The organism is Janibacter sp. GS2 (assembly GCF_051200835.1).
Taxonomy (GTDB): Bacteria; Actinomycetota; Actinomycetes; order Actinomycetales; family Dermatophilaceae; genus Janibacter.
Genome location: NZ_CP195161.1, coordinates 125,149 through 145,619 on the forward strand (window position 1 = coordinate 125,149; position 20,471 = coordinate 145,619).

Annotated in this window: 18 protein-coding genes; 14 read left to right on the plus strand and 4 right to left on the minus strand. The window is 70.6% G+C overall.

Translation table 11 applies throughout. The annotated features are described in order from the left end of the window. Positions 1-7: 7 nt before the first annotated feature. Positions 8-997, minus strand: coding sequence for an alpha-ketoacid dehydrogenase subunit beta (locus ACR9E9_RS00615; RefSeq protein ID WP_435200632.1), 990 nt, complete (start codon positions 995-997; stop codon positions 8-10). Continuing rightward, positions 994-2,235: a pyruvate dehydrogenase (acetyl-transferring) E1 component subunit alpha gene (gene pdhA / locus ACR9E9_RS00620; RefSeq protein WP_435200634.1), complete on the minus strand. Its 1,242-nt coding sequence runs from the start codon at positions 2,233-2,235 to the stop codon at positions 994-996. Before pdhA ends, ACR9E9_RS00615 begins: the two co-directional genes overlap by 4 nt. Positions 2,236-2,439: 204 nt before the next feature. Between pdhA and hisC the strand changes: the two genes are divergently transcribed. Further along, positions 2,440-3,516, plus strand: a complete 1,077-nt coding sequence (gene hisC, locus ACR9E9_RS00625; RefSeq protein ID WP_435200636.1) for a histidinol-phosphate transaminase — start codon at positions 2,440-2,442, stop codon at positions 3,514-3,516. Between the two features lie 9 nt (positions 3,517-3,525). On the opposite strand, the gene ACR9E9_RS00630 is transcribed toward hisC, so the two are convergent. Beyond that, positions 3,526-4,464, minus strand: a complete 939-nt coding sequence (locus ACR9E9_RS00630; protein WP_435200638.1) for a hypothetical protein — start codon at positions 4,462-4,464, stop codon at positions 3,526-3,528. A gap of 123 nt (positions 4,465-4,587) precedes the next feature. Then, positions 4,588-4,986: a phage holin family protein gene (locus tag ACR9E9_RS00635; protein ID WP_435200640.1), complete on the minus strand. Its 399-nt coding sequence runs from the start codon at positions 4,984-4,986 to the stop codon at positions 4,588-4,590. Between the two features lie 124 nt (positions 4,987-5,110). Here ACR9E9_RS00635 and ACR9E9_RS00640 point away from each other — a divergent pair, with 124 nt between their 5' ends. The 13 genes from ACR9E9_RS00640 to ACR9E9_RS00700 all read left to right on the plus strand — a co-directional run bounded on the left by ACR9E9_RS00640 (position 5,111) and on the right by ACR9E9_RS00700 (position 20,438). Further along, positions 5,111-6,946: a substrate-binding domain-containing protein gene (locus tag ACR9E9_RS00640; protein ID WP_435200642.1), complete on the plus strand. Its 1,836-nt coding sequence runs from the start codon at positions 5,111-5,113 to the stop codon at positions 6,944-6,946. 115 nt (positions 6,947-7,061) lie between these two features. Further along, the gene (locus ACR9E9_RS00645) at positions 7,062-7,964 is read left to right on the plus strand and encodes an ABC transporter substrate-binding protein (RefSeq protein ID WP_435200644.1); all 903 of its coding nucleotides are present in this window, start codon (positions 7,062-7,064) and stop codon (positions 7,962-7,964) included. Positions 7,965-8,023: 59 nt separating this feature from the next. Then, positions 8,024-8,980 carry an amino acid ABC transporter permease gene (locus tag ACR9E9_RS00650; protein WP_435200646.1) on the plus strand — a complete coding sequence of 319 codons (957 nt, stop codon included), beginning with the start codon at positions 8,024-8,026 and terminating at the stop codon, positions 8,978-8,980. Beyond that, the gene (locus tag ACR9E9_RS00655) at positions 8,977-9,792 is read left to right on the plus strand and encodes an amino acid ABC transporter ATP-binding protein (RefSeq protein WP_435200648.1); all 816 of its coding nucleotides are present in this window, start codon (positions 8,977-8,979) and stop codon (positions 9,790-9,792) included. Before ACR9E9_RS00650 ends, ACR9E9_RS00655 begins: the two co-directional genes overlap by 4 nt. 11 nt (positions 9,793-9,803) lie before the next feature. Continuing rightward, on the plus strand, positions 9,804-10,184 hold the full coding sequence (locus ACR9E9_RS00660; RefSeq protein ID WP_435200650.1) for a DUF664 domain-containing protein: 381 nt from the start codon (positions 9,804-9,806) through the stop codon (positions 10,182-10,184). Positions 10,185-10,204: 20 nt separating this feature from the next. Further along, positions 10,205-11,479: an MFS transporter gene (locus ACR9E9_RS00665; RefSeq protein ID WP_435200652.1), complete on the plus strand. Its 1,275-nt coding sequence runs from the start codon at positions 10,205-10,207 to the stop codon at positions 11,477-11,479. A 212-nt stretch (positions 11,480-11,691) separates the two neighbouring features. Next, positions 11,692-13,275: an alkaline phosphatase D family protein gene (locus ACR9E9_RS00670; protein ID WP_435200654.1), complete on the plus strand. Its 1,584-nt coding sequence runs from the start codon at positions 11,692-11,694 to the stop codon at positions 13,273-13,275. 196 nt (positions 13,276-13,471) lie between these two features. Beyond that, positions 13,472-14,905 carry a cytochrome ubiquinol oxidase subunit I gene (locus ACR9E9_RS00675; RefSeq protein WP_435200656.1) on the plus strand — a complete coding sequence of 478 codons (1,434 nt, stop codon included), beginning with the start codon at positions 13,472-13,474 and terminating at the stop codon, positions 14,903-14,905. Between the two features lie 15 nt (positions 14,906-14,920). Further along, complete coding sequence (gene cydB / locus ACR9E9_RS00680) at positions 14,921-15,967, plus strand: cytochrome d ubiquinol oxidase subunit II (protein ID WP_435200658.1); 1,047 nt, start codon at positions 14,921-14,923, stop codon at positions 15,965-15,967. Then, positions 15,967-17,544, plus strand: a complete 1,578-nt coding sequence (gene cydD / locus ACR9E9_RS00685; protein WP_435200660.1) for a thiol reductant ABC exporter subunit CydD — start codon at positions 15,967-15,969, stop codon at positions 17,542-17,544. The genes cydB and cydD overlap by 1 nt, the downstream gene beginning before the upstream one ends. Continuing rightward, the gene (gene cydC / locus ACR9E9_RS00690) at positions 17,541-19,184 is read left to right on the plus strand and encodes a thiol reductant ABC exporter subunit CydC (RefSeq protein WP_435200662.1); all 1,644 of its coding nucleotides are present in this window, start codon (positions 17,541-17,543) and stop codon (positions 19,182-19,184) included. Before cydD ends, cydC begins: the two co-directional genes overlap by 4 nt. Beyond that, a complete protein-coding gene (locus ACR9E9_RS00695) occupies positions 19,159-19,590 on the plus strand; it encodes a BlaI/MecI/CopY family transcriptional regulator (RefSeq protein WP_435200664.1) in 432 nt (143 codons plus the stop codon). The genes cydC and ACR9E9_RS00695 overlap by 26 nt, the downstream gene beginning before the upstream one ends. Next, a complete protein-coding gene (locus tag ACR9E9_RS00700; protein ID WP_435200666.1) occupies positions 19,587-20,438 on the plus strand; it encodes a M56 family metallopeptidase in 852 nt (283 codons plus the stop codon). Before ACR9E9_RS00695 ends, ACR9E9_RS00700 begins: the two co-directional genes overlap by 4 nt. Positions 20,439-20,471 lie beyond the last annotated feature (33 nt).

A 20,471-nucleotide genomic window follows, 5' to 3' on the forward strand; every position in this document is an offset into this window, starting at 1 on the left:
CTCCTGGTCAGTGGGTGAACGAGCGGTCGACGGCGTCGAGGACGCGGTCGAGGGTCGGGAGGAACTCCTCCTCGAAGCGGCTGGGCGGGTAGGGGATGTTGTAGCCCCCGACCCGCAGCACCGGCGCCTCGAGGTGGTAGAAGCACTCCTCCTGGATCCGGCTGGCGACCTCCGCGCCGAGCCCGAGGAAGGTCTGGGCCTCGTGGACGATGATCGCGCGGCCGGTCTTCTTCACCGAGGCGGTGATCGTCGGCAGGTCGAGCGGGCTGAGGCCACGCAGGTCGACGACCTCGAGGTCGCGACCCTCCTCCTGCGCCGCGGTCGCGGCCTGCAGGCAGGTCTTGACCATCGGTCCGTAGGCCATGAGCGTGGCGTCGCGCCCTTCGCGGACCACGCGCGCGTCGTACAGACCGAGGTCCGGGGCGCCCCCTTCGTCGATCTCGGTCTCGCCCCGCTCGTGGTACCGGCGCTTGGGCTCGAAGAAGATCACCGGGTCATCGGTCTCGATCGCCTGCTGGATCATCCAGTAGGCGTCTGCGGCGTTGCTGCAGGAGACCACCCGCAGGCCGGCGGTGTGGGCGAAGTAGGCCTCGTTGGACTCGCTGTGGTGCTCCACCGCGCCGATGCCGCCACCACAGGGGATGCGGATGACCAGGGGCATCTTGAGGTGACCGAGCGAGCGGGCGTGCATCTTCGCGACCTGGGAGACGATCTGGTCGAAGGCCGGGTAGACGAAGCCGTCGAACTGGATCTCCACCACCGGCCGGTACCCGCGCAGGGCGAGCCCGACGGCAGTGCCGACGATCCCCGACTCGGCGAGCGGGGTGTCCATGACGCGGTGGTCACCGAAGTCCTTCTGCAGTCCCTCGGTGATGCGGAAGACGCCGCCGAGCTTGCCGACGTCCTCGCCCATGAGGACGACCTTCGGGTCCTTCTCCATCGCGCGTCGCAGGCCGGCGTTGAGGCCCTTGGCGAGGCTGAGGCGGGCGCCGCTCATGCCTGGCCCCCTTCCTCGGCGAAGCCGGCGTGGTAGGCGAGGAAGTCCTCGCGGTCGGCCTCCACGAGAGGGTGGGGCTCGGTGTACTGGTGGTCAAACATCGTCGACAGCTCCGGGTCGGGCATCTCCTGGCAGGCCTTGCGGATCCGGACGGCGATCTCATCGGCCTCCGCGTCGACGGCGTCGAAGAAGTCGGCCTCCGCGTGCCCGCGCTCGGCCATGAAGCCGCGCATGCGCTTGATCGGGTCCTTCTGCTTCCAGATCTCCACCTCGGCGCTGCTGCGGTACTTCGACGGGTCGTCGGAGGTGGTGTGGGCGCCCATCCGGTAGGTGTAGGCCTCGATGAGCGTCGGCCCCTGACCGGAGCGCGCCTTGTTCAGCGCGTCCTTGGCGACGGCGTAGGTGGCCAGCGGGTCATTGCCGTCGACGAGCACGCCGGGGAAACCGAAGCCGCGGGCGCGCTGGTACGGCGGGATGATGAACTGGCTCGCGTTCGACTGCGAGATCGCCCACTGGTTGTTCTGGACGAAGAAGACGACCGGCGACTGTGCCACCGCGGCGAAGACGAGGGCCTCGTTGAAGTCACCCTGGCTCGTGCCGCCGTCGCCGGTGAAGGCCATGACGGCCGAGTCCCGGTCCGGGTCGCCCGTACCCATGTCCCCGTCGGCGGCGATACCCATCGCATAGCCGGTCGCGTGGAGCATCTGGTTGCCGATGACGATCGTGTAGAGGTGGAAGTTGTTCTCGTTGGAGTCCCACCCGCCGTGGTTGACCCCGCGGAACATGCCGAAGAGGCTCACCGGGTCCACGCCGCGGCACCAGGCGACGCCGTGCTCGCGGTAGCCGGGGAAGGCGTAGTCCTGCGGGCGCAGGGCCCGACCGGCGCCGACCTGGGCGGCCTCCTGGCCGAAGAGGCTCGGCCACAGGCCGAGCTCGCCCTGGCGCTGGAGGGCGAAGCCCTCGGCGTCGATGCGCCGCACGAGCACGAGGTCGCGGTAGATCGTGCGCGCGTCCTCGCTCGTCATGTCCTCGACGATCTGGGCGTAGGGCGCATTGGTTTCGTTGGTCGCCAGGCGATTGCCGTCGGCGTCGACGAACTGGACCATCTCCGGGTTGTCGTCGGAGAAGTGTCCGGTGATCTCGGATGGAGGCGTCGGCCCCATCCCCGGCGAGGGCTCGAAGGCCCCTGCCATCCGTCCCCGGGTGCCGGCGTGGCCGGCGACCTCGTTGTCGCTCACTGCTGCTCCCTTCAGCCGGCACGGAGGATCGCCCTGTGACCGGCAACACACGTCTTGGGTCGTCCCAACCTAGCGTCTCACCCACTGGACCCCCAAAAGCCCCACCACCCCGTCGCATCTGCCTGGGCAGATGCCACGCCGCCGCCCCCGTGGTCGCATCTGCCTAGGCAGATGCGACCGGGAGGGGGCGTTAGGGTGCCGCGCATGGACACCCCGCGGTTGCGCTCCGCCCTCGACCAGGTCCCGGCGTACGTGGCCGGCCGGCCCCCCGCCCCCCGGGAGGGACTGACGGTCTACAAGGTCTCCTCGAACGAGAACCCCAACCCGCCGCTGCCGTCAGTGCGCTCGGTCATCGAGGCCGCTGCCACGCAGGTCAACCGCTACCCCGACATGGGAGTGACGGCGCTGACCGATGCCCTCGCCGCGCACCTCGACGTCCCCCGCGACCAGGTCGCGACGGGCACCGGCTCCGTGGGCGTGCTCGCGCAGATCATCCAGTCGACGTGCGACCCGGGCGACGAGGTCGTCTACGCGTGGCGCTCCTTCGAGGCCTACCCGATCGTCGTCGCGATCGCCGGCGCCACCCCGGTGCAGGTGCCGCTGACGAGCGAGCACCGCCACGACCTCGACGCGATGGCCGCCGCGATCACCGACCGCACCCGCGTCGTCCTCGTCTGCACGCCCAACAACCCCACCGGCCCGTCGGTGACCCACGCCGAGCTCGAGGCCTTCGTCGCACGGGTCCCCAAGGACGTGCTCGTCGTCGTCGACGAGGCCTACCTCGAGTTCGTCGAGGGCGACGATGCGGTGGACGGACTCGCCCTGCGCCGGGCTCACGACAACGTCGCGCTCCTGCGCACCTTCTCCAAGGCCTACGGACTGGCCGGTCTGCGGGTGGGCTACGCCGTCGCCGCGGAGCCCGTGGCCGAGGCGCTGCGCAAGACCGCGACCCCCTTCGGCGTCAACCTCATCGCCCAGGCCGCGGCCGTCGCCTCCCTCGAGGCCAAGGACGAGCTCGACGCCCGGGTGCGCGAGCTCGTGGCCGAGCGGGCCCGGGTCGTCGCCGCGCTGCGTCGGTCCGGCTGGGAGCTCCCGGAGAGCCAGGCGAACTTCGTGTGGTTCCCGGTGGCGGACCGCGCCGGCGCCTTCGTCGCCGCCTGCGAGGAGGCCGGGCTCTCGGTGCGTCCGTACGGCAACGAGGGAGTGCGGGTCACCATCGGTGAAGTCGAGGCGAATGACCGGCTGATCGAGGTTGCCGCGGCCTTCCACCCGGGCAGCTGAGCCCGGGGGTCACGCCGCCGGCCGTGCCTCGTGGATGGCCGCCAGGACACGCAGGCGCAGCTCCCCGTCATCGTCGAGGTCGTCCCACCCCGCCCTGACGAAGACCCACCCCTCGGCACGCAGGTTCGCCTCACGCGCCAGCTGGGCCTCCATGACCTCCGGGCCGGTGTACTTGATCGCGCCGTCGAACTCGAAGGCGACCTTGTGCTCCCGCAGCCCGAAGTCGAGGCGATAGAGACGGTCGCCCGCGCGCACCTCGACCTGCGGCTCGAAGGCCCAGGGCAGGCGGCGCAGGACGGCCGCGGCCAGGGTCTCGCCCGGAGACTCGTGGCGCGGCTCGAGGTGGCCGAGCGCCTCCCTCGCCGCGGCGATCCCCCGGCCTCCGCGGCTGCGGTCCAACGCCGCGTCGGTGTCCGCCCGGGTGCACATCCGGTGACGAAGGGCGTGGTCCCCCGCCACCAGCGCACCCAGAGGATTGGTGGTCATCGCCGTCCCGACGATGGCGGTGGCGACGTCGACCACCCGCGCCGTGGTCTCGGCGAGGCCCACCTCGACCTCGGCGCGGGCTGCTCCCTTCGTGTCCAGCCGGCTGACCCGCACGCCGTCGCGGGTGCGACCGTGCCCGGCACCCGACCTGGCGATCTCGACCGTCGACAGGTCACACCGCGCCAGCGGGAGTCCGTGCAGGAGGAGGGCCGAGTGCCGGCAGGCGCAGGCGTGCTCCCCGTGCAGGCGCAGGGTGGCGACGGTCCGCAGGATGTGACGTTCGTCCTCGGTGGCGTCCGGCCGCGCCGAGTACCAGCCCCGCGCCGGCTGCCACAGGAGCTGTCGGCGCACCAGGATCGCCAGGTCCTTGCGCGAGATGCCATCTGCCTCGGCCGCGCCGGTCGAGAAGAGCGGGATGTCGCGCAGCCGCGAGGGGTCGATCCGCAGGGTCGGGAGGGTCATGCCCTCCACGGTGGCCCGATCGCGGTGGACGCGGCGACGGTTTTCCACACCCCTTCGCATCTGCCTAGGCAGATGCGAAGGGGGGCGCTCGGCTGGCGCATCTGCCTAGGCAGATGCGACGGGTCAGCGGTCGAGGTCCGCCTTCTCCGGAAGGACCCAGTTGAGGACCATCGAGACGATGGTGATGACCAGCGCACCGATGACGGCGTCCCACCAGAAGTCGGTGATCTCGAAGCTCAGGCCGAGCGGCGAGGAGAGCCACTCGGTCAGCTGCAGCAGGAAGGCATTGACGACGAAGGTGAACAACCCGAGCGTGAGGACGATCGCCGGGAGGGCGAGAACCGTGGCGATCGGCTTGACCACCGCGTTGACCACGCCGAAGACCAGTGCGACGAGGGTCACCGTGGTGAACTTCGCGGCGAAGGTGGACTCGTCCTCCGCGAGGACGATCCCGTCGAGGAGCCACGCGGCCACCCAGAGGGCGACGCCGTTGATTGCCGTCCTGATGAGGAAGTTGGTCATGTGCCCAGCATGTCAGGTGACGCTGGGCACACGCACCCACCGCACCCTGCGCCTGAGGGCTTCCGGTGGGCATACTTGCGACCGGCCGGTAACGACGCAGTGCCGGTGACGAAGGAGAGCACGGATGAGTGGCGAGGGCCGACCCGGTCGACGACACGACCTCTGGGACGACGACGTCGAGTCCCGGGGTCCAGCGGGCACGACCACGCCCGCCGCGCCCGAGACCCAGTCCGAGTCCGCGACCGAGTCCGAGTCCGCGACCGGGCCCACAGTCGAGGCCGGGCCCACCCCCTCCACCGGCGCTCCTGCACCGACCGCTTCGCGCCGGGAGCGTCGCCGCGCCGGCCGCCACACGCGCCGCCGCCGCGTCCCGTGGTGGCTCATCGTCGTGGCCGCGCTCCTGGTCCTGCTGCTCTGCGTCGGCGGTGCCTTCGCCGCGCTCGGCGGTGGCGGCGACGAGGACGCCTGCGGCGGGGACCCCATCACGGTGGCCGCCACGCCCGAGATCGCCGATCCCCTCGACGAGGCCCTGGCCAAGGTCAAGGAGGAGGACGCCTGCGCCGACTTCGACGTCTCCTCCATCACCGCGGCCCAGGCGGCGGAAGGCATCAACGAGGGCCGGGCCCCCGACGTGTGGATCCCGGACAGCTCGACGTGGATCGACGCGATCGACGCGGACCAGACCTCCGGCCAGTGGCGCGAGGGCCAGTCCATCGCCTCCTCCCCGGTGGCCCTCGCCTCCGGCGCCAGATCGAAGGGGGCGACCACCAGCGTCTCCTCGTGGACGCGCCTGATCAACGAGGAGGGCTCGTTGACGATGGCCGACCCGGACGTCGACACCGCCAGCCGGCTCGCCTTCCACGCCAGCCGCGTGGGACAGCCGGGGAGGATCGGCCTGAAGACGGGCAAGCGCTTGATCTTCATGTCCCGCTTCGCGGCGCCGTCGGTCAACAAGCTCTTCGACGACTACTCCGGCGACCCGACGAAGACCTCGCCCTTCCCCGCCTCCGAGCAGCGGATCGCCACGTACAACCAGGACAACCCGGACCGGTCCCCCCTTCGCGCCGTCGTACCGAAGCAGGGCACGTTGTCCCTCGACTACCCCTGGATCACCAACCCGCAGCTCGGCGGCGACGTGCTCGAGGCGGCCGACCGGGCCCGCACGGAGCTCGGGACGCTCGAGATCCGTGACTCCCTCGCGGAGGCGGGCTTCCGCGACGCGAGCGGGCGACGTGGCCCCACGGTCGCCGGCAAGGCCGCTCCCGAGGTCACGCCGCTCGAGGCGCCGGACCGCAACCAGCGTCTCGCCGCCGTCGAGCAGTGGGACCTCATGCGCACCGACATGCGGATGCTCGCCGTCATCGATGCCTCCGGCTCGATGACGTGGGACAGCCCCACCCCCGGGATGACCCGCTGGGACGTGACGAAGGGGTCCCTGCTCGAGGGGGTCGACATCCTGCCGGCGGGCAGCCAGGTCGGCGGGTGGATGTTCTCGGTGGAGGAGGGCTCCGAGCGCAACCACGAGGAACTCGCCCCGGTCAGGCCGTTGAACTCGGCGGCCGGGTCGGGGGACCACCGGGACCGGCTGCGCCGACTGATCACCGGCGGTGACGCCTACCTCGGCGGGGATACCCCGCTCTACGACGCCATCTGGGACTCGCACCAGAAGATGGTCGAGGACTACGACCCGGACTACGTCAACTCGATCGTCGTCTTCACCGACGGGGAGAACGACAACCCCAACGGCGGGCTGTCCCTCACCCAGCTGCTGACCAAGCTCGACGAGTCCTACGACGCGAAGCGCCCCGTGCGCATCATCACCATCGGCATGGGCGAGGCGGACCCGACGGCGCTGCAGCAGATCTCGGACGAGACCGGCGGGACCTCCTACATCGCGGAGACCCCGGACGACATCGAGCGGGTCTTCGTCCAGGCGCTCCTCGCACGCGGTCGCAGCTGAGTCGTCACGAGTTCATGACGGTCGGCCGGGTGGCTACCGGCAGGCGGCGCCCAGTGGCACCATGTCCCCAACCGGGCACGGAACCAGTGCCCCCTGTCACTGCTGGAGGATGGCCATGCGCCGTGCCCATGTTGCCCTGTTCGCCTCGATCGCCCTCGGGGTGAGCACCCTCGCCGGTTGCGGATCGGACTCCCTCGACGGGAGCAGCGGCGGCGAGGAGAAGGACAACGGCTCCGAGACCAAGGTCGAGGTCGACGACGACGTGGCCAAGCTCGTCCCGAAGGACCTCGAGGGCTCGACCCTGAACATCGGCTCGGACGCCTCCTACGCCCCCAACGAGTTCCTCGGCGACGACGGGCAGACCGTCGAGGGCATGGATGTCGACCTCTTCGACGCCGCGGCCGCGAAGATGGGCCTGAAGACGAAGTGGACCAATGCCCCCTTCGACGCACTGATCCTCGGTGTCACCTCGGACAAGTACGACATGGCGGTCAGCTCGTTCACGATCAATCCCGAGCGCAAGAAGCAGGTCTCGATGATCAGCTACTTCGACGCGGGCACCCAGTGGGTCGCCCCCAAGGGCGACCAGGAGCCGATCGACCCCGACAACGCCTGCGGCAAGAGCATCGGCGTCCAGAAGGGCACGGTCCAGATCGACGACCTCGACGCCCGCAGCAAGCAGTGTGAGAAGGACGGCAAGCAGCCGATCAAGCAGGTCGTCGACCAGAAGCAGTCGAAGGTCACCGCGAGCCTGATCTCCGGCAAGACCGAGGCGATGCTCGCCGACTCGCCGATCGCGCTCTACGCGGTGAAGCAGAACGACGCCGAGCTCGAGGCGCTCGGCGACATCTACGACTCGGCGCCCTACGGCATCGTCGTACCGAAGGACGACACGGAGTTCGGTGAGGCCATCGCGGCCGCCTTCACCTCCCTGGAGGAGGACGGTACCTACGAGGAGATCCTCAAGAAGTGGGGCAACGAGAGCGGCGCCACCGACAAGTTCGCCGTCAACCCCTGATGCCCCCGGAGCCCGACGCAACGCTCCCCCCTTCGTCCGCGGAAGGGGGGAGCGCCCCCGTGTCCGCGGAGTACGGCCCGATCGACGCGGCCCCCGTGCGTCACCCCGGGCGCTGGGTGGCCCTCGTGGTCATCGCGGTGGTCTTCGCGATGATCCTCAGCAGCCTCATCACGAACGAGCGCTGGGACTGGCCCTACGCGTTCCGGGTGATGAACTTCAACCCGGTCCTCGAGGGGCTGCTCAAGGGCACGATCATCGCGACCATCGGGTCGATGATCATCGGCGTCGCACTGGGCGTGGTCGTCGGCATCATGCGGCTGTCGTCCAACCCGTTGCTGAAGTTCGTCGGATTCCTCTACACGTGGTTCTTCCGCGGGATCCCGCGACTGGTGCTCGTCGTCCTCTTCGGCACCGGCATCGGCTACCTCTACCCCCGCTTCGACATCGGCCCCTTCCCCTTCAGCCAGCAGCTCGCCGGGTGGTTGGGGATGAGCACCGACCTGACCCTCTTCACGCTCGACGTCAACCAGATCAGCACCACGCTGATCTGGGCGATCATCGCGATGGGCCTGTCCGAGGCCGCCTACATGGCGGAGATCGCCCGGGCCGGGATCATGAGCGTCGACGAGGGCCAGCGCGAGGCGGCGGCTGCCCTCGGGATGAGCCCGAGCCTGTCGATGCGCCGGGTCGTGCTGCCCCAGGCGATGCGGGTGATCATCCCGCCGACCGGCAACGAGACGATCGCGATGCTCAAGGACACCTCCCTGCTCGCCTACCTCCCGCTGGCGACCGAGCTGTTCAACCAGACCCAGATCATCGGCAACCGGACACTGAAGATCATGCCCTCGCTCATGGCCGCGTGCCTGTGGTACCTCGTCCTCACGAGCGTGCTCATGGTCGGGCAGCACTTCCTCGAGAAGCGCTTCGGCCGCGGTTACGGCAACACCGCAGCGGCGACGAAGAAGGATGTCACCCGGACCAAACTCATGGGTCTGACGATCGGAGGCGGCAAGTGAGCCAGGCACTCGTCCATGCCGTGCAGGTGCGCAAGTCCTACGGCAGCACCGAGGTGCTCAAGGGCATCAACCTCGACGTCAACGCCGGCGAGGTGGTCTGCCTGCTCGGGCCCTCGGGGTCGGGCAAGACGACCTTCCTGCGGTGCATCAACCAGCTCGAGGAGATCCAGGCCGGACGGATCTTCGTCGACGGCGACCTCATGGGTTACAAGGACAAGGGCGCGAAGGGGGGCCGCCTCCAGCGCCTGAAGGACAAGGAGATCGCGGCGCAGCGACGGGAGATCGGCATGGTCTTCCAGCGCTTCAACCTCTTCCCCCACATGACCGCCGTCGACAACGTCATGGAGGCGCCGGTCAAGGTGAAGGGCCAGCGCCGGTCCGCGGTGCGCGCCGAGGCGCTCGAGCTGCTCGAGAAGGTCGGCCTCGGTGACAAGGCGAGCGCCTACCCGGGGCAGCTGTCCGGCGGTCAGCAACAGCGGGTGGCCATCGCCCGTGCGCTGGCGATGCAACCGAAGCTCATGCTCTTCGACGAGCCGACCTCCGCGCTCGATCCCGAGCTCGTCGGTGAGGTGCTCGAGGTCATGCGCGACCTCGCCAAGCAGGGCATGACGATGCTCGTCGTCACCCACGAGATGGCCTTCGCCCGGGATGTCGCCGACCGGGTGGTCCTCATGGACGCCGGAGTCGTCGTCGAGGAGGGCGCACCCAGCCAGGTGATCAACCACCCGAAGCACCAGCGGACGAAGGACTTCCTGGGGCGGTTGCGCAGCGAGCACGAGCGCGTCGCCGAGGCCGCCGCCGAGCTGATCTGAGGCCGAGCGTCATGGCTCCCCCCCCTTCGTCCATGAGCCTCATCGGGGTGGTGCGCCACCTCACCGAGGGCGAGGCCTACTGGTTGCGGGTCGTCCTGCACGGCCACGACGTCGACGACTACTGGTGCACCGAGCAGAGCCCGGACGGGGACTTCGACGACATCACCGCGGAGGCGGCCTCCGAGGACATCGCGACCTACGAGCAGGAGCTCGTCACCACCCGCGCAGCGCTCGCGGAGTGGCCCGACCTCGACGGCGCGGCGATCGGGCGGCGCCACGGCAAGCAGGTGAACCTGCGCTGGATCCTCGTCCACCTCATCGAGGAGTACGCCCGCCACCTCGGGCACATGGACCTGCTGCGCGAGGCAGTCGACGGGCGCACCGGGTACTGACCGCGGCGTAGTGTGTCGCGGTGCGTCGACTCCGTGGACTCCTGGCCGATACCCGGCCACTGCAGACCCCGGCGTACCGGCGCCTCTTCACCGCGCAGATCATCACGGTCATCGGCGCGCAGCTGACCATCGTCACCGTGCCCGCGCAGATCTACTCGATGACCGGCTCGAGCGCCTACGTCGGACTGACCGGTCTCTTCGGGCTGGTCCCGCTCGTCGTCTTCGGGCTCTACGGCGGCTCGCTCGCCGACCACTTCGACCGTCGGCGTCTGCTGACGATCACCACGTGGGGCCTCATCGTCAGCTCCGCGCTCTTCTTCGTCCAGGCTGCGCTCGGCAACACCAATGTCTGGCTGCTCCTGGGGATCTTCTCGGTCCAGCAGGCCTTCTTCGCCGTGAACCAACCGACCCGCTCGGCCGTGCTCCCACGGATCCTCCCGGCCGAACACCTCCCGGCCGCCAATGCGCTGAACATGACGGTCTTCACCGGGGGCGCCATCGCCGGACCGCTCGTCGGCGGCGCGCTCATCCCCCTTCTCGGCTTCTCCTGGCTCTACCTCGTCGACACGCTCTTCCTCTTCGCGACGTTGTGGGCGGTGGTCTCCCTTCCCCGGTTGCCGGTGCAGGTCCTCGCCGGGTCCTCGCCCGGCCTGCGCTCGGTCGTCGACGGCTTCGTCTACCTCGCCACGCAGCCGGTCCTGCTCATGTCCTTCGTCATCGACCTCATCGCCATGGTTTTCGGGATGCCGCGGGCGCTCATCCCGGAGATGGCCGACCTCGACTTCGGCGGTCCGACGGAGGGCGGCGTCGCCTTCGCACTCCTCTTCGCGGCGATGCCCGCCGGCGCCTTCATCGGCGGCGTCCTCTCCGGATGGGTCTCACGGGTGGAGCGGCAGGGGCTCGCGGTGATCGTCGCGATCCTCGTCTGGGGTGGGGCGATCGTCGGCTTCGGCACCGCCGTCGCCCTCGCCGACGGCGCGATGATGCCGTGGCTCGCGCTCGCCTTCGTCTTCTTCGCGATCGGCGGCGCAGCGGATGTCGCGTCGGCCGCCTTCCGCTCGACGATGCTGCAGAGCTCCGCGACCGACGCGATGCGCGGACGCCTCCAGGGCGTCTTCATCGTCGTCGTCGCCGGAGGGCCCCGTCTCGCCGATGTACTCCACGGACTCGTCGCGGGCAGCCTCGGTGCCGCGACGACGACCATCCTCGGGGGCGTGCTCGTCATCGTCCTGACACTCGTCGTCTCGACGGCCTTTCCCGCCTTCGCCCGCTACCGGGTCCCGCGGACGGGATAGGCACGCCCCTCTTCGCGCTCGGCATGACTTTCCTCGCCTTCGCAAGGGTTTGAAACTCGTGCGAAGGCGAGGTTTTCCGGGTGACCCGAGAATCTGGACGGCCGACGCTGACCAACGGCTGACCCCCTCTTCACGGACGACTCACGCAGGGGGCCCACCCGGTTCACGTCGCAGCACTGAGTGGTTCACGTGACCGGGACAGCGTGGCGCCCATGCACCTCACCCGACGCCACGCACTGGCCAGCGGACTCGCCGCCGGCACCACCGCTCTCATCGCCGCACCGGCCGCACGGGCCAACCAGTCCAGCCCCCTTCTTGTCGCCGCCGGCCCGGTGCGCCAGGACCCCTTCGCCCTCGGCGTCGCGTCCGGGGACCCCACCTCGACGGGCGTCGTGCTGTGGACCCGTCTGGCCGTCGATCCGCTCGCCGCGGACGGGCTCGGCGGGATGCCCGGACGGGACGTCCCCGTCCAGTGGCAGGTCGCCGACAACCCGCAGATGCGTCGCCCGGCCGCACGGGGCACCGCTCACGCGAGGGCCGCCGACGCGCACAGCGTCCACGTCGAGGTCGAGGGGCTGCGGCCCGGTCGTGAGTACTGGTACCGCTTCAAGGTCGCACGCTTCCTCAGTCCCGTTGCGCGCACTCGGACCGCCCCGGCCCTCCACGAGATGCCCGCCACCCTCGCGATGTCCTTCGCCAGCTGCGCGCACTACGAGGTCGGGTACTTCACCGCCTACCGCTACCTCGCCGACGACGAGCCCGACCTCGTGCTGCACCTCGGTGACTACCAGTACGACTACGGGACGAGCAGCACGCCGACGCCCCGCAAGCACGTCGGCCCCGAGACCGTCGGCCTGGACACCTACCGGCTGCGCCATGCCCAGTACAAGAGCGACCCCGACCTGCAGTCGGCCCACGCGATCGCCCCGTGGCTCGTCGTCTGGGACGACCACGAGGTCGACAACAACTGGGCGGCCGGCGTGCCGGAGAACGAGCGTGCGGACCAGTGGAACGACACCCCGCAGCGGTTCCTCGCGCGACGGGCCAATGCCTTCAGGGCCTACTACGAGAACATGCCACTGCGCCGCTCCTCGATGCCGCGCGGTTCGACCATGCAGATCCACCGACGTCTGCAGTGGGGCCGGCTGGCGACCTTCCACATGCTCGACACCCGTGGCTACCGCGATGACCAGGCGTGCGAGGACGGGTGGGACACCAACTGCGAGGAGACGCTCGACCCCGCGCGCTCGATCACCGGCGACGCACAGGAGGCCTGGCTCACGGAGGGATTCCGGCAGAGCGACGCCCGGTGGGACATCCTCGGCCAGCAGGTCTTCTTCTCCCAGCGCGACGGCAGGGTCGAGCCGGAGCTGCGGCACGTGAGCAACGACGCGTGGGACGGCTACGTCGGATCCCGCGAACGGATCACGCAGGCCTGGCAGGACGCCGGGGTCCGCAACCCGGTCGTGCTCACCGGCGACGTCCACAAGCACTGGGCCGCAGACATCAAGGCCGACTACGACGACCCGGACAGCCAGGTCCTCGGCACGGAGCTCGTGGCGTCCTCGGTGACGAGCGGCGGGGACGGCGATGCGGCCTGGTCGGACCCGATCATGGAGTGGAACCCGCACCTGAAGTTCTCCGGCGACCAACGCGGCTACGTCCGCACGACGATCACGCGCAGCGACCTGCAGGCCGACTTCCGCTCCCTGGACCGGGTGACCACCCGCGGCTCCTCCGTGCGCACCCAGGCGCGGTTCCGGATCGCCGACGGCGTGCGTGGCCTCCAGGCCTGATCGGCGACGTGGCGGGCCTCCCTTCGCGCTCAGCATGACTTTCCTCGCCTTCGCAAGGGTTTGAAACTCATGCGAAGGCGAGGTTTTCCGGGTCACCCGAGAAACCTGTGACTACCGGGCCGCACATTGTGCGAGCAGCCTCGGGAGGAGTAACGTCTCCTACGTCCAGTAGTACTAGACGTCGTAGGAGCCCCCTGTGGACGTGCTCGAACTCGCACGGTGGCAGTTCGCGATCACCACCGTGTACCACTTCTTCTTCGTGCCGATCACGATCGGGCTGTCCGCGATCGTCGCCTGGTACCACTCGCGCTGGGTGCGCACCCGCAACGAGGACCATCTGCGGATGGCGAAGTTCCTCGGCAAGCTGTTCACGATCAACTTCGCGCTCGGCCTGGTCACGGGCATCGTCCAGGAGTTCCAGTTCGGGATGAACTGGTCGTCCTACAGCCGCTTCGTCGGGGACATCTTCGGCGCCCCGCTGGCGCTCGAGGCGCTGCTGGCCTTCTTCCTCGAGTCGACCTTCCTCGGCCTGTGGATCTTCGGCTGGGGCCGCATCCCGGAGAAGCTGCACGCCGCGTGCATGTGGGTCGTGCACATCGGCACCGTGCTGTCCGCGTACTTCATCCTTGCCGCCAACTCCTTCATGCAGAACCCCGTCGGCTACCGGATCAACCCGCAGACCGGCCGCGCCGAGATGGCCGACTTCCTCGCCGTGCTCACCAACGAGGTGCAGCTCGTCGCCTTCCCGCACGTCATCACCGCCTGCTACATGGTCGGTGGCGCCTTGGTCATGGGCGTCGGGCTGCACAAGCTGCGTCAAGCGAAGGGGGGCGCCCTCGCCGACCGCAGGATGTACCGCCACGCGGCCCGCCTCGGCGCCGTGGTCACCCTCGTCGCCGGCCTCGGCGTGACGATCAGCGGTGACCTGCAGGGCAAGGTCATGACCGAGGTCCAGCCGATGAAGATGGCCGCCGCGGAGGCCCTCTACGAGACCCCGCCCGACGGGCAGTGCGCCCCCTTCTCCGTCCTGACGATCGCGGGCCTCGGCGGCGAGGACCCGACCCACGTCATCGAGGTGCCCTGCCTGCTCTCCTTCATGGGCACAGGCAGCTGGGACGGCGAGGTCCAGGGCATGGTCGAGCTGGAGGAGCAGTACCGCGCCAGCTTCGGCGAGGGCGAGCTCACCAGCGCCGACACCTACATCCCGCCGATCGCCATGAGCTACTGGAACTTCCGCCTGATGATGGGCGCCGGGTTCTTCGCGATGGCCGTCTCCGCGTGGGCGCTCTTCGCCACCCGCAAGGACCGGGTCCCGATGCAGCGCTGGGCCTTCCCGCTCATCGTGCTCGCACCGATCGCCACCGTCCTGGGCCACAGCTTCGGCTGGATCTTCACCGAGGTCGGCCGACAGCCGTGGGTCGTCTTCGGCGAGATGGCCACCCACACCGCGGTCTCGCCGTCCGTCGGCACCGCTGACGTGTGGACGTCGATGATCGTCTTCACCCTGCTCTACGGGGCGCTGGCGGTCGTCGAGGTCCGCCTCCTGCTCGACTACATCCGCCGCGGCGCCGACCCCTTCGAGGAACCACGCCTCGTCGAGGACGACGAGCCGCTCGAGTTCAGCTACTGATCGGGGAGCACCACCATGGATCTCATCACCGTCTGGTTCGTCCTGCTGGCGGTCCTGTGGACCGGCTACCTCGTCCTCGAGGGTTTCGACTTCGGCGTCGGCATGCTCCTGCCCGTCCTCGACCGGGGTGACACGACACAGGAGTCGTCGAGCCGGCGCCGCACGCTGCTGACGACCATCGGCCCCCACTGGGACGGCAACGAGGTGTGGCTGCTCACCGCGGGCGGAGCGACCTTCGCCGCCTTCCCGCACTGGTACGCCACCATGTTCTCCGGCATGTACCTCGCCCTGCTCCTGCTGCTCGTCACGCTGATCCTGCGCAACATGGGTCTGGAGTACCGGCACAAGCGCACGGACGCGACGTGGGTGGCCCGCTGGGACCTGACGATCATCGCCGGCTCCGTCCTCGCCCCCTTCCTCGTCGGGGTGGCCCTGACCAACCTCGTCGACGGCCTGCCGATGACCGAGCACCTCGCCGGCACGACGAGGTACACCGAGTTCGACGGCTCGTTCCTCAGCCTCCTCACGCCGGTCGCGCTGCTCGGTGGACTCACCCTGACCGTGCTGTGCCTGACCCACGGCGCCCACTTCGTCGCGCTGAAGACCGCCGGTCCGATCCGGCAGGAGGCCCGTCGCCTCGCGACGCGCTCCGGGCTCGTCGCTGCGGTCCTCGCCGTGGCCCTCTTCCTCCTCCTCGGCGTCGGGCGCGGGACGACCGCCTCCTGGGTCGCGGCCGGGGTCGCGGCGGTGGCCCTCCTCGCGGCGATCGCGGCCAATGCGAAGGGGGCGGAGGGCTGGGCCTTCACCGGCACCTCCACGACGATCGCGATGACCGTCGTCAGCTACTTCCTCATGCTCTTCCCCAATGCCATCAACGGCCGCGGGTCGAGCCCGGACCTCACCCTCGAGGCGGCAGCGAGCTCACCGCTGACGTTGACGATCATGACCTGGGCGGCGGTGGTCTTCACCCCGATCATGCTCGGCTACACCGTGTGGACCTACTGGGTCTTCCGTCGGCGCCTGTCGGTCGAGCACATGCCCGCACTCGCCGACGCCCACTGATGAGGCCCTTCGACCCACGCGTCCTCCGGGTGGTCCCCTCGACCAGGGCTCCCGTCGCCACCCTCGGCCTCGTCGGGGTCGGGCAGGGCGTCGCGACGATCGGGACCGCCTTCGCCCTGGCCGCGCTCGTCGTGGCCGTGGTCCGGGGCGATCCGCTGCTCGAGCCGGCCGCGTGGACGGGTGCGCTCTTCGCCCTCAGGGCCGCCCTCGCCGCACTGTCCGAGACCATCGCCGCGCGTGCCGGCGTCCTCGTCGCGACGCACCTGCGGGAGCAGCTGCTCGCAGCCTGGTCGACGCGGACAGCGGACGAGCGCCCTTCCCGGGACACGGCGCTCACGCTCGCCACCCAGGGGACGAGCGCAGTCGAGCCGTACATCGCGAAGTACCTCCCCGCGCTGATCTCGGCCGCCGTCGTGCCGCCCCTGGCGATCACCTGCCTCTTCGTCGTCGACTGGCCGAGCGCCGTGGTGGTCGTGCTCACGGTGTGGCTGCTGCCGCTCTTCGCCGCACTCATCGGGGCGACGACGCAGGAGGACACCGAGCGCCGCTGGGGTGCCCTGACCGACCTGTCCGGGCACTTCCTCGACGTGATGCGCGGCCTGCCGATGCTCGTCGGCTACGGCCGGGCGGAGCGGCAGATCGAGGTGATCGGCACGGTGAGCCAGCGGCACCGCCGGGCGACCATGCGCACCCTGCGTCTGGCGTTCATGTCCGCGGCCGCCCTCGAGCTGCTCGCGACGATCTCGGTCGCCATCGTCGCCGTGGTCGTGGGCCTGCGCCTGACCACCGGGTCGATGGAGCTGCTCGTCGGCCTCACCGCGATCCTCCTGGCGCCGGAGGCCTACTGGCCCATCCGTCGGGTCGGCACCGAGTTCCACTCCGCCGCAGACGGCGCCGCCGCGCTCGAGGACGTCCTCGCCGAGCTCGTCACGCCGGCCGCCTCTTCCGTCCCGCACCCCGTCGACGGGGCGACGGTGCGCCTGCGCGGCGTCGGCTACGCCTACCCCGGCACCGAGCGACGGGTCCTCGAGGACATCGACCTCATCGCCGGCCCCGGGCTGACGGTCATCACCGGGCCGTCGGGGTGCGGCAAGACGACGCTGCTCGAGGTCCTCGCGGGTGTCCGTCGTCCCGACTCCGGGGAGGTGCGCTGCCCCGAGTCGCACCTCGTGACCCAGCGGCCCTTCCTCGGGGCCGGCACCCTGCGCGCCAACCTGACCATCGGCGGCCCGAGCGAGTCCCACGACGTGTGGCAGGCCCTGCGCGCCGTCGGTCTCGACGGGGCCGTCGCCGCCCTCCCGGACGGGCTGGACAGCCCGATCGGTGACGACGGCTTCGGTCTGTCCGCCGGCCAGCGCGCACGGCTGGTCCTCGCCCGAGCGCTCCTGTCGACGGCGCCGGTCGTGCTCCTCGACGAGCCCACCGCCCACGTGGACCCCGACTCCGCCACGACGATCGGAGCCACCATCACCCAGCTCGCGCGCACCCGCACCGTCATCGCGGTGAGCCACCAACGCGACCTCGTCGCGCGTGCCGACCACGAGGTCGCCCTCGGCGAGCCGGTGGTGTCCCGGTGATCCGCCCCCTTCGCCTCACCTCCGGGCTGGTCACCGCAGGCCTCCTCGGTGGCGTGGCCACCACCTCCGGCATCGCCCTGACGACGACCTCGGGCTGGCTCATCGTCCGCGCCGACCAGGGCCCGCAGATCATGCTGCTGCTCACCGCGATCGTCGCCGTGCGCACCTTCGGCCTGGCCCGTCCCGTCTTCCGCTACTGGGAGCGGCTGCGCAGCCACGACGCCGCACTCGCCGACCTCGCCGAGGCGCGCACGGAGACCTACGCCGCGCTCATCCCCCTCACGCCCGCCCGCCTCGGCACCCACGGTCGGGCCGACGTGCTCACGGGTGTCGTCGACGACCTCACGGATGTCGTCGAGGCCTCGGTCCGGGTCACCGTGCCGGGGATCGCCGCGCTGCTCGCCGGGACCGGGGCCGCTGCGCTGACCGCCGTCGTCGAACCCCGCGTCGGCCTCGTCCTCGCGGCGATGCTCCTCGCGGTCGCCGGGATCGCCTCCCTGGCGGACCGGCTCGAGTCCCGTTCGCAGACAGAGGTGCTCGCGGCCCGAGCGGAGGTCGCCCGGGTCGCACAGCTCACCGCCGACCACGCGGACGAGCTGCGCTCGATCGGCGGCACGCAGACCGCATCCGGGTGGCTGCGCAGCGCGCACTCCGAGCTGTCCGACAGCACCACCCGTCAGTCCCTCGGTCGATCCCTCAGTGCGGCAGCGGTGCTCGTGATCACCGGTCTGGCGACGATCACCGCGGCAGCCGTGGCCGTCACCTCGGACGCCTCCACCCCGGTCCGGGCGCTCCTCGTACTCGCCCCCGTCGCCACCGGCGAGGCGCTCGGGGTCCTCACCGACGCCACCCGGGCACTCGCCCGCGCGAGGGCCTGCGCCCAGCGCCTCGACGAGCTCCTCGGCCGGACTCCTGCCGTGGCCGACCCCGGCGACGTCGACGCCCTTGGGGTGCAAGGGATTCCGCACCTGCGCCTGGCGGGTGTGCACGCAGGCTGGCACCCGGGTCACACCGACGTCGGCCCGGTGGACCTGACCATCGAGCCCGGCGACCGGGTCGCGATCACCGGCCCGAACGGCAGCGGCAAGTCCACCCTGCTGGCCGTCCTCGCACGACACCTCGACCCGACCTCCGGCAGCTACACGATCAACGGCCGCGACGTCACCCGAGCACGGCTCGAGGACGTCCGGGCGCTGTACGCGATCGTCGACGACGAGCCCCACGTGCTCGCCGCGACCCTGCGGGCGAACCTCGCCCTCGCGGCCCCCGAGGCCGACGACCCGGCGCTGGTGGACTCCCTTCGTCGGGCGGGGCTGGGCGAGTGGTTCACCGGTCTCGGCGACGGACTGGACTCCCGGCTGGGCGCCGGTGGTCTGGGCATCTCCGGCGGGGAGCGTGCCCGTCTGTCCATCGCCCGCGCCATCGCCAGCGGGCGGCCGGTCATCCTGCTCGACGAGCCGGTCGCGCACCTCGACCACCCCACCGCGGAGGCCGTCATCGCCGACCTGCTGCAGCATGCGGGCCGGCGGTCGGTGATCATGGTGACCCACCACGGAGTCGGTCTGGATCGGATGGACCACGTCGTGACGATCCCGAGGGAAGGAGTGCCGAGCCATGCCGAAGAGCGTGTCCTTGGGTGATCTCGAGCAGGCGATCATGAACGTCCTGTGGGCCGCCGACGGCGCCTCCGGGCTGACCGTGCGTGAGGTCCTCGACGGACTCACCGGCCGGGAGCTGGCCTACACGACCGTGATGACGGTGCTCTCCCGCCTCGAGACGAAGGGCATGACCACCCGCGAGCGCGACGGTCGGGCCTGGCGCTACCGGCCCGCTGCCAGCCGGGAGTCGCTCACCGCCGAGGCGATGCGCAGCCCCCTCCACGACCTGAGCGACGAGGACCGGCAGGCCGCGATCCTGCACTTCCTCGCCGAGGCGAGCGCCGACGACCTCGACGCCGTCCGCGAGGCCATGGCCGAGGTCGAGACGAAGGGGGATCGTCCCGCCCGTCGCCGTCGAGGACGCCCTGCGGCAGACTCGACCGGGTGATCGCCGCCCTGCTGCTGCTCTGCGCAGCGGTGCTCCTCGTCGCGCCTCGCGTGCTCGTGCGGCTCGAGCGGTTGCGGCGCAGCCCCCGCGCGGCGCTCTTCGTGTGGCAGTCGCTCTCCCTGTCCGCGGTCCTGTGCCTGCTCACGGCCGCACCGCTCGCGCTGGTCCACCCCCTTCCTCGCTCGAACCTCGCCGAGGCCGTCATCCTCACGATCGCCTCGATCGCCTCGGTCGGGGTGCTCGTGCGCCTGCTGGTCAACGGCCACAACGTCGGCCGACGGATCCGGGCCGCCCGGGCAGAGCACCGGCAGCTCGTCGACGTCATCGGTCGTCACGAGGGTGACCACACGCGGGTGATCCCCTCCCAGCGGCTGTCCGCCTACTGCGTCCCCGGCGCCGGCTCACGACTGGTCCTCACCGAAGCCGCCTTCGCGTCGCTGTCCGACGACCAGCTCGCGGCAGTCGTCGCCCACGAGGAGGCGCACCTGCGCGAGCGACACGACCTCGTCCTCGAGTTCTTCACCGTGCTCCACACGGCGACCCCTCGCCTCCTGCGCAGCGACGCCGCACTGCGTGAGGTGGCCCTGCTCGTCGAGGTGCTCGCCGACCGCGCCGCGCGGGAGGAGGCCGGCGAGGTGGCACTCGGCCGTGCGCTGGTCTCCCTCGCGGAGGCGGCAGGGGCCCAGGACCTCACCCCGGGCGCCTCGGCCGGGGCCGGGGCCGCCGCAACCCGGATCCGGTTGCTGGCGACGGACGACCCGGCTCCCTGGCAGACCCTCGTGCTCTACCTCGCCTGCGTGGGTGCGCTGGTCACTCCCCCGGTGCTCGCGGTCCTCATCGCGCTCTGAGCTGCCTCCGTGCGGCGCACGCGGCTCCTCGCG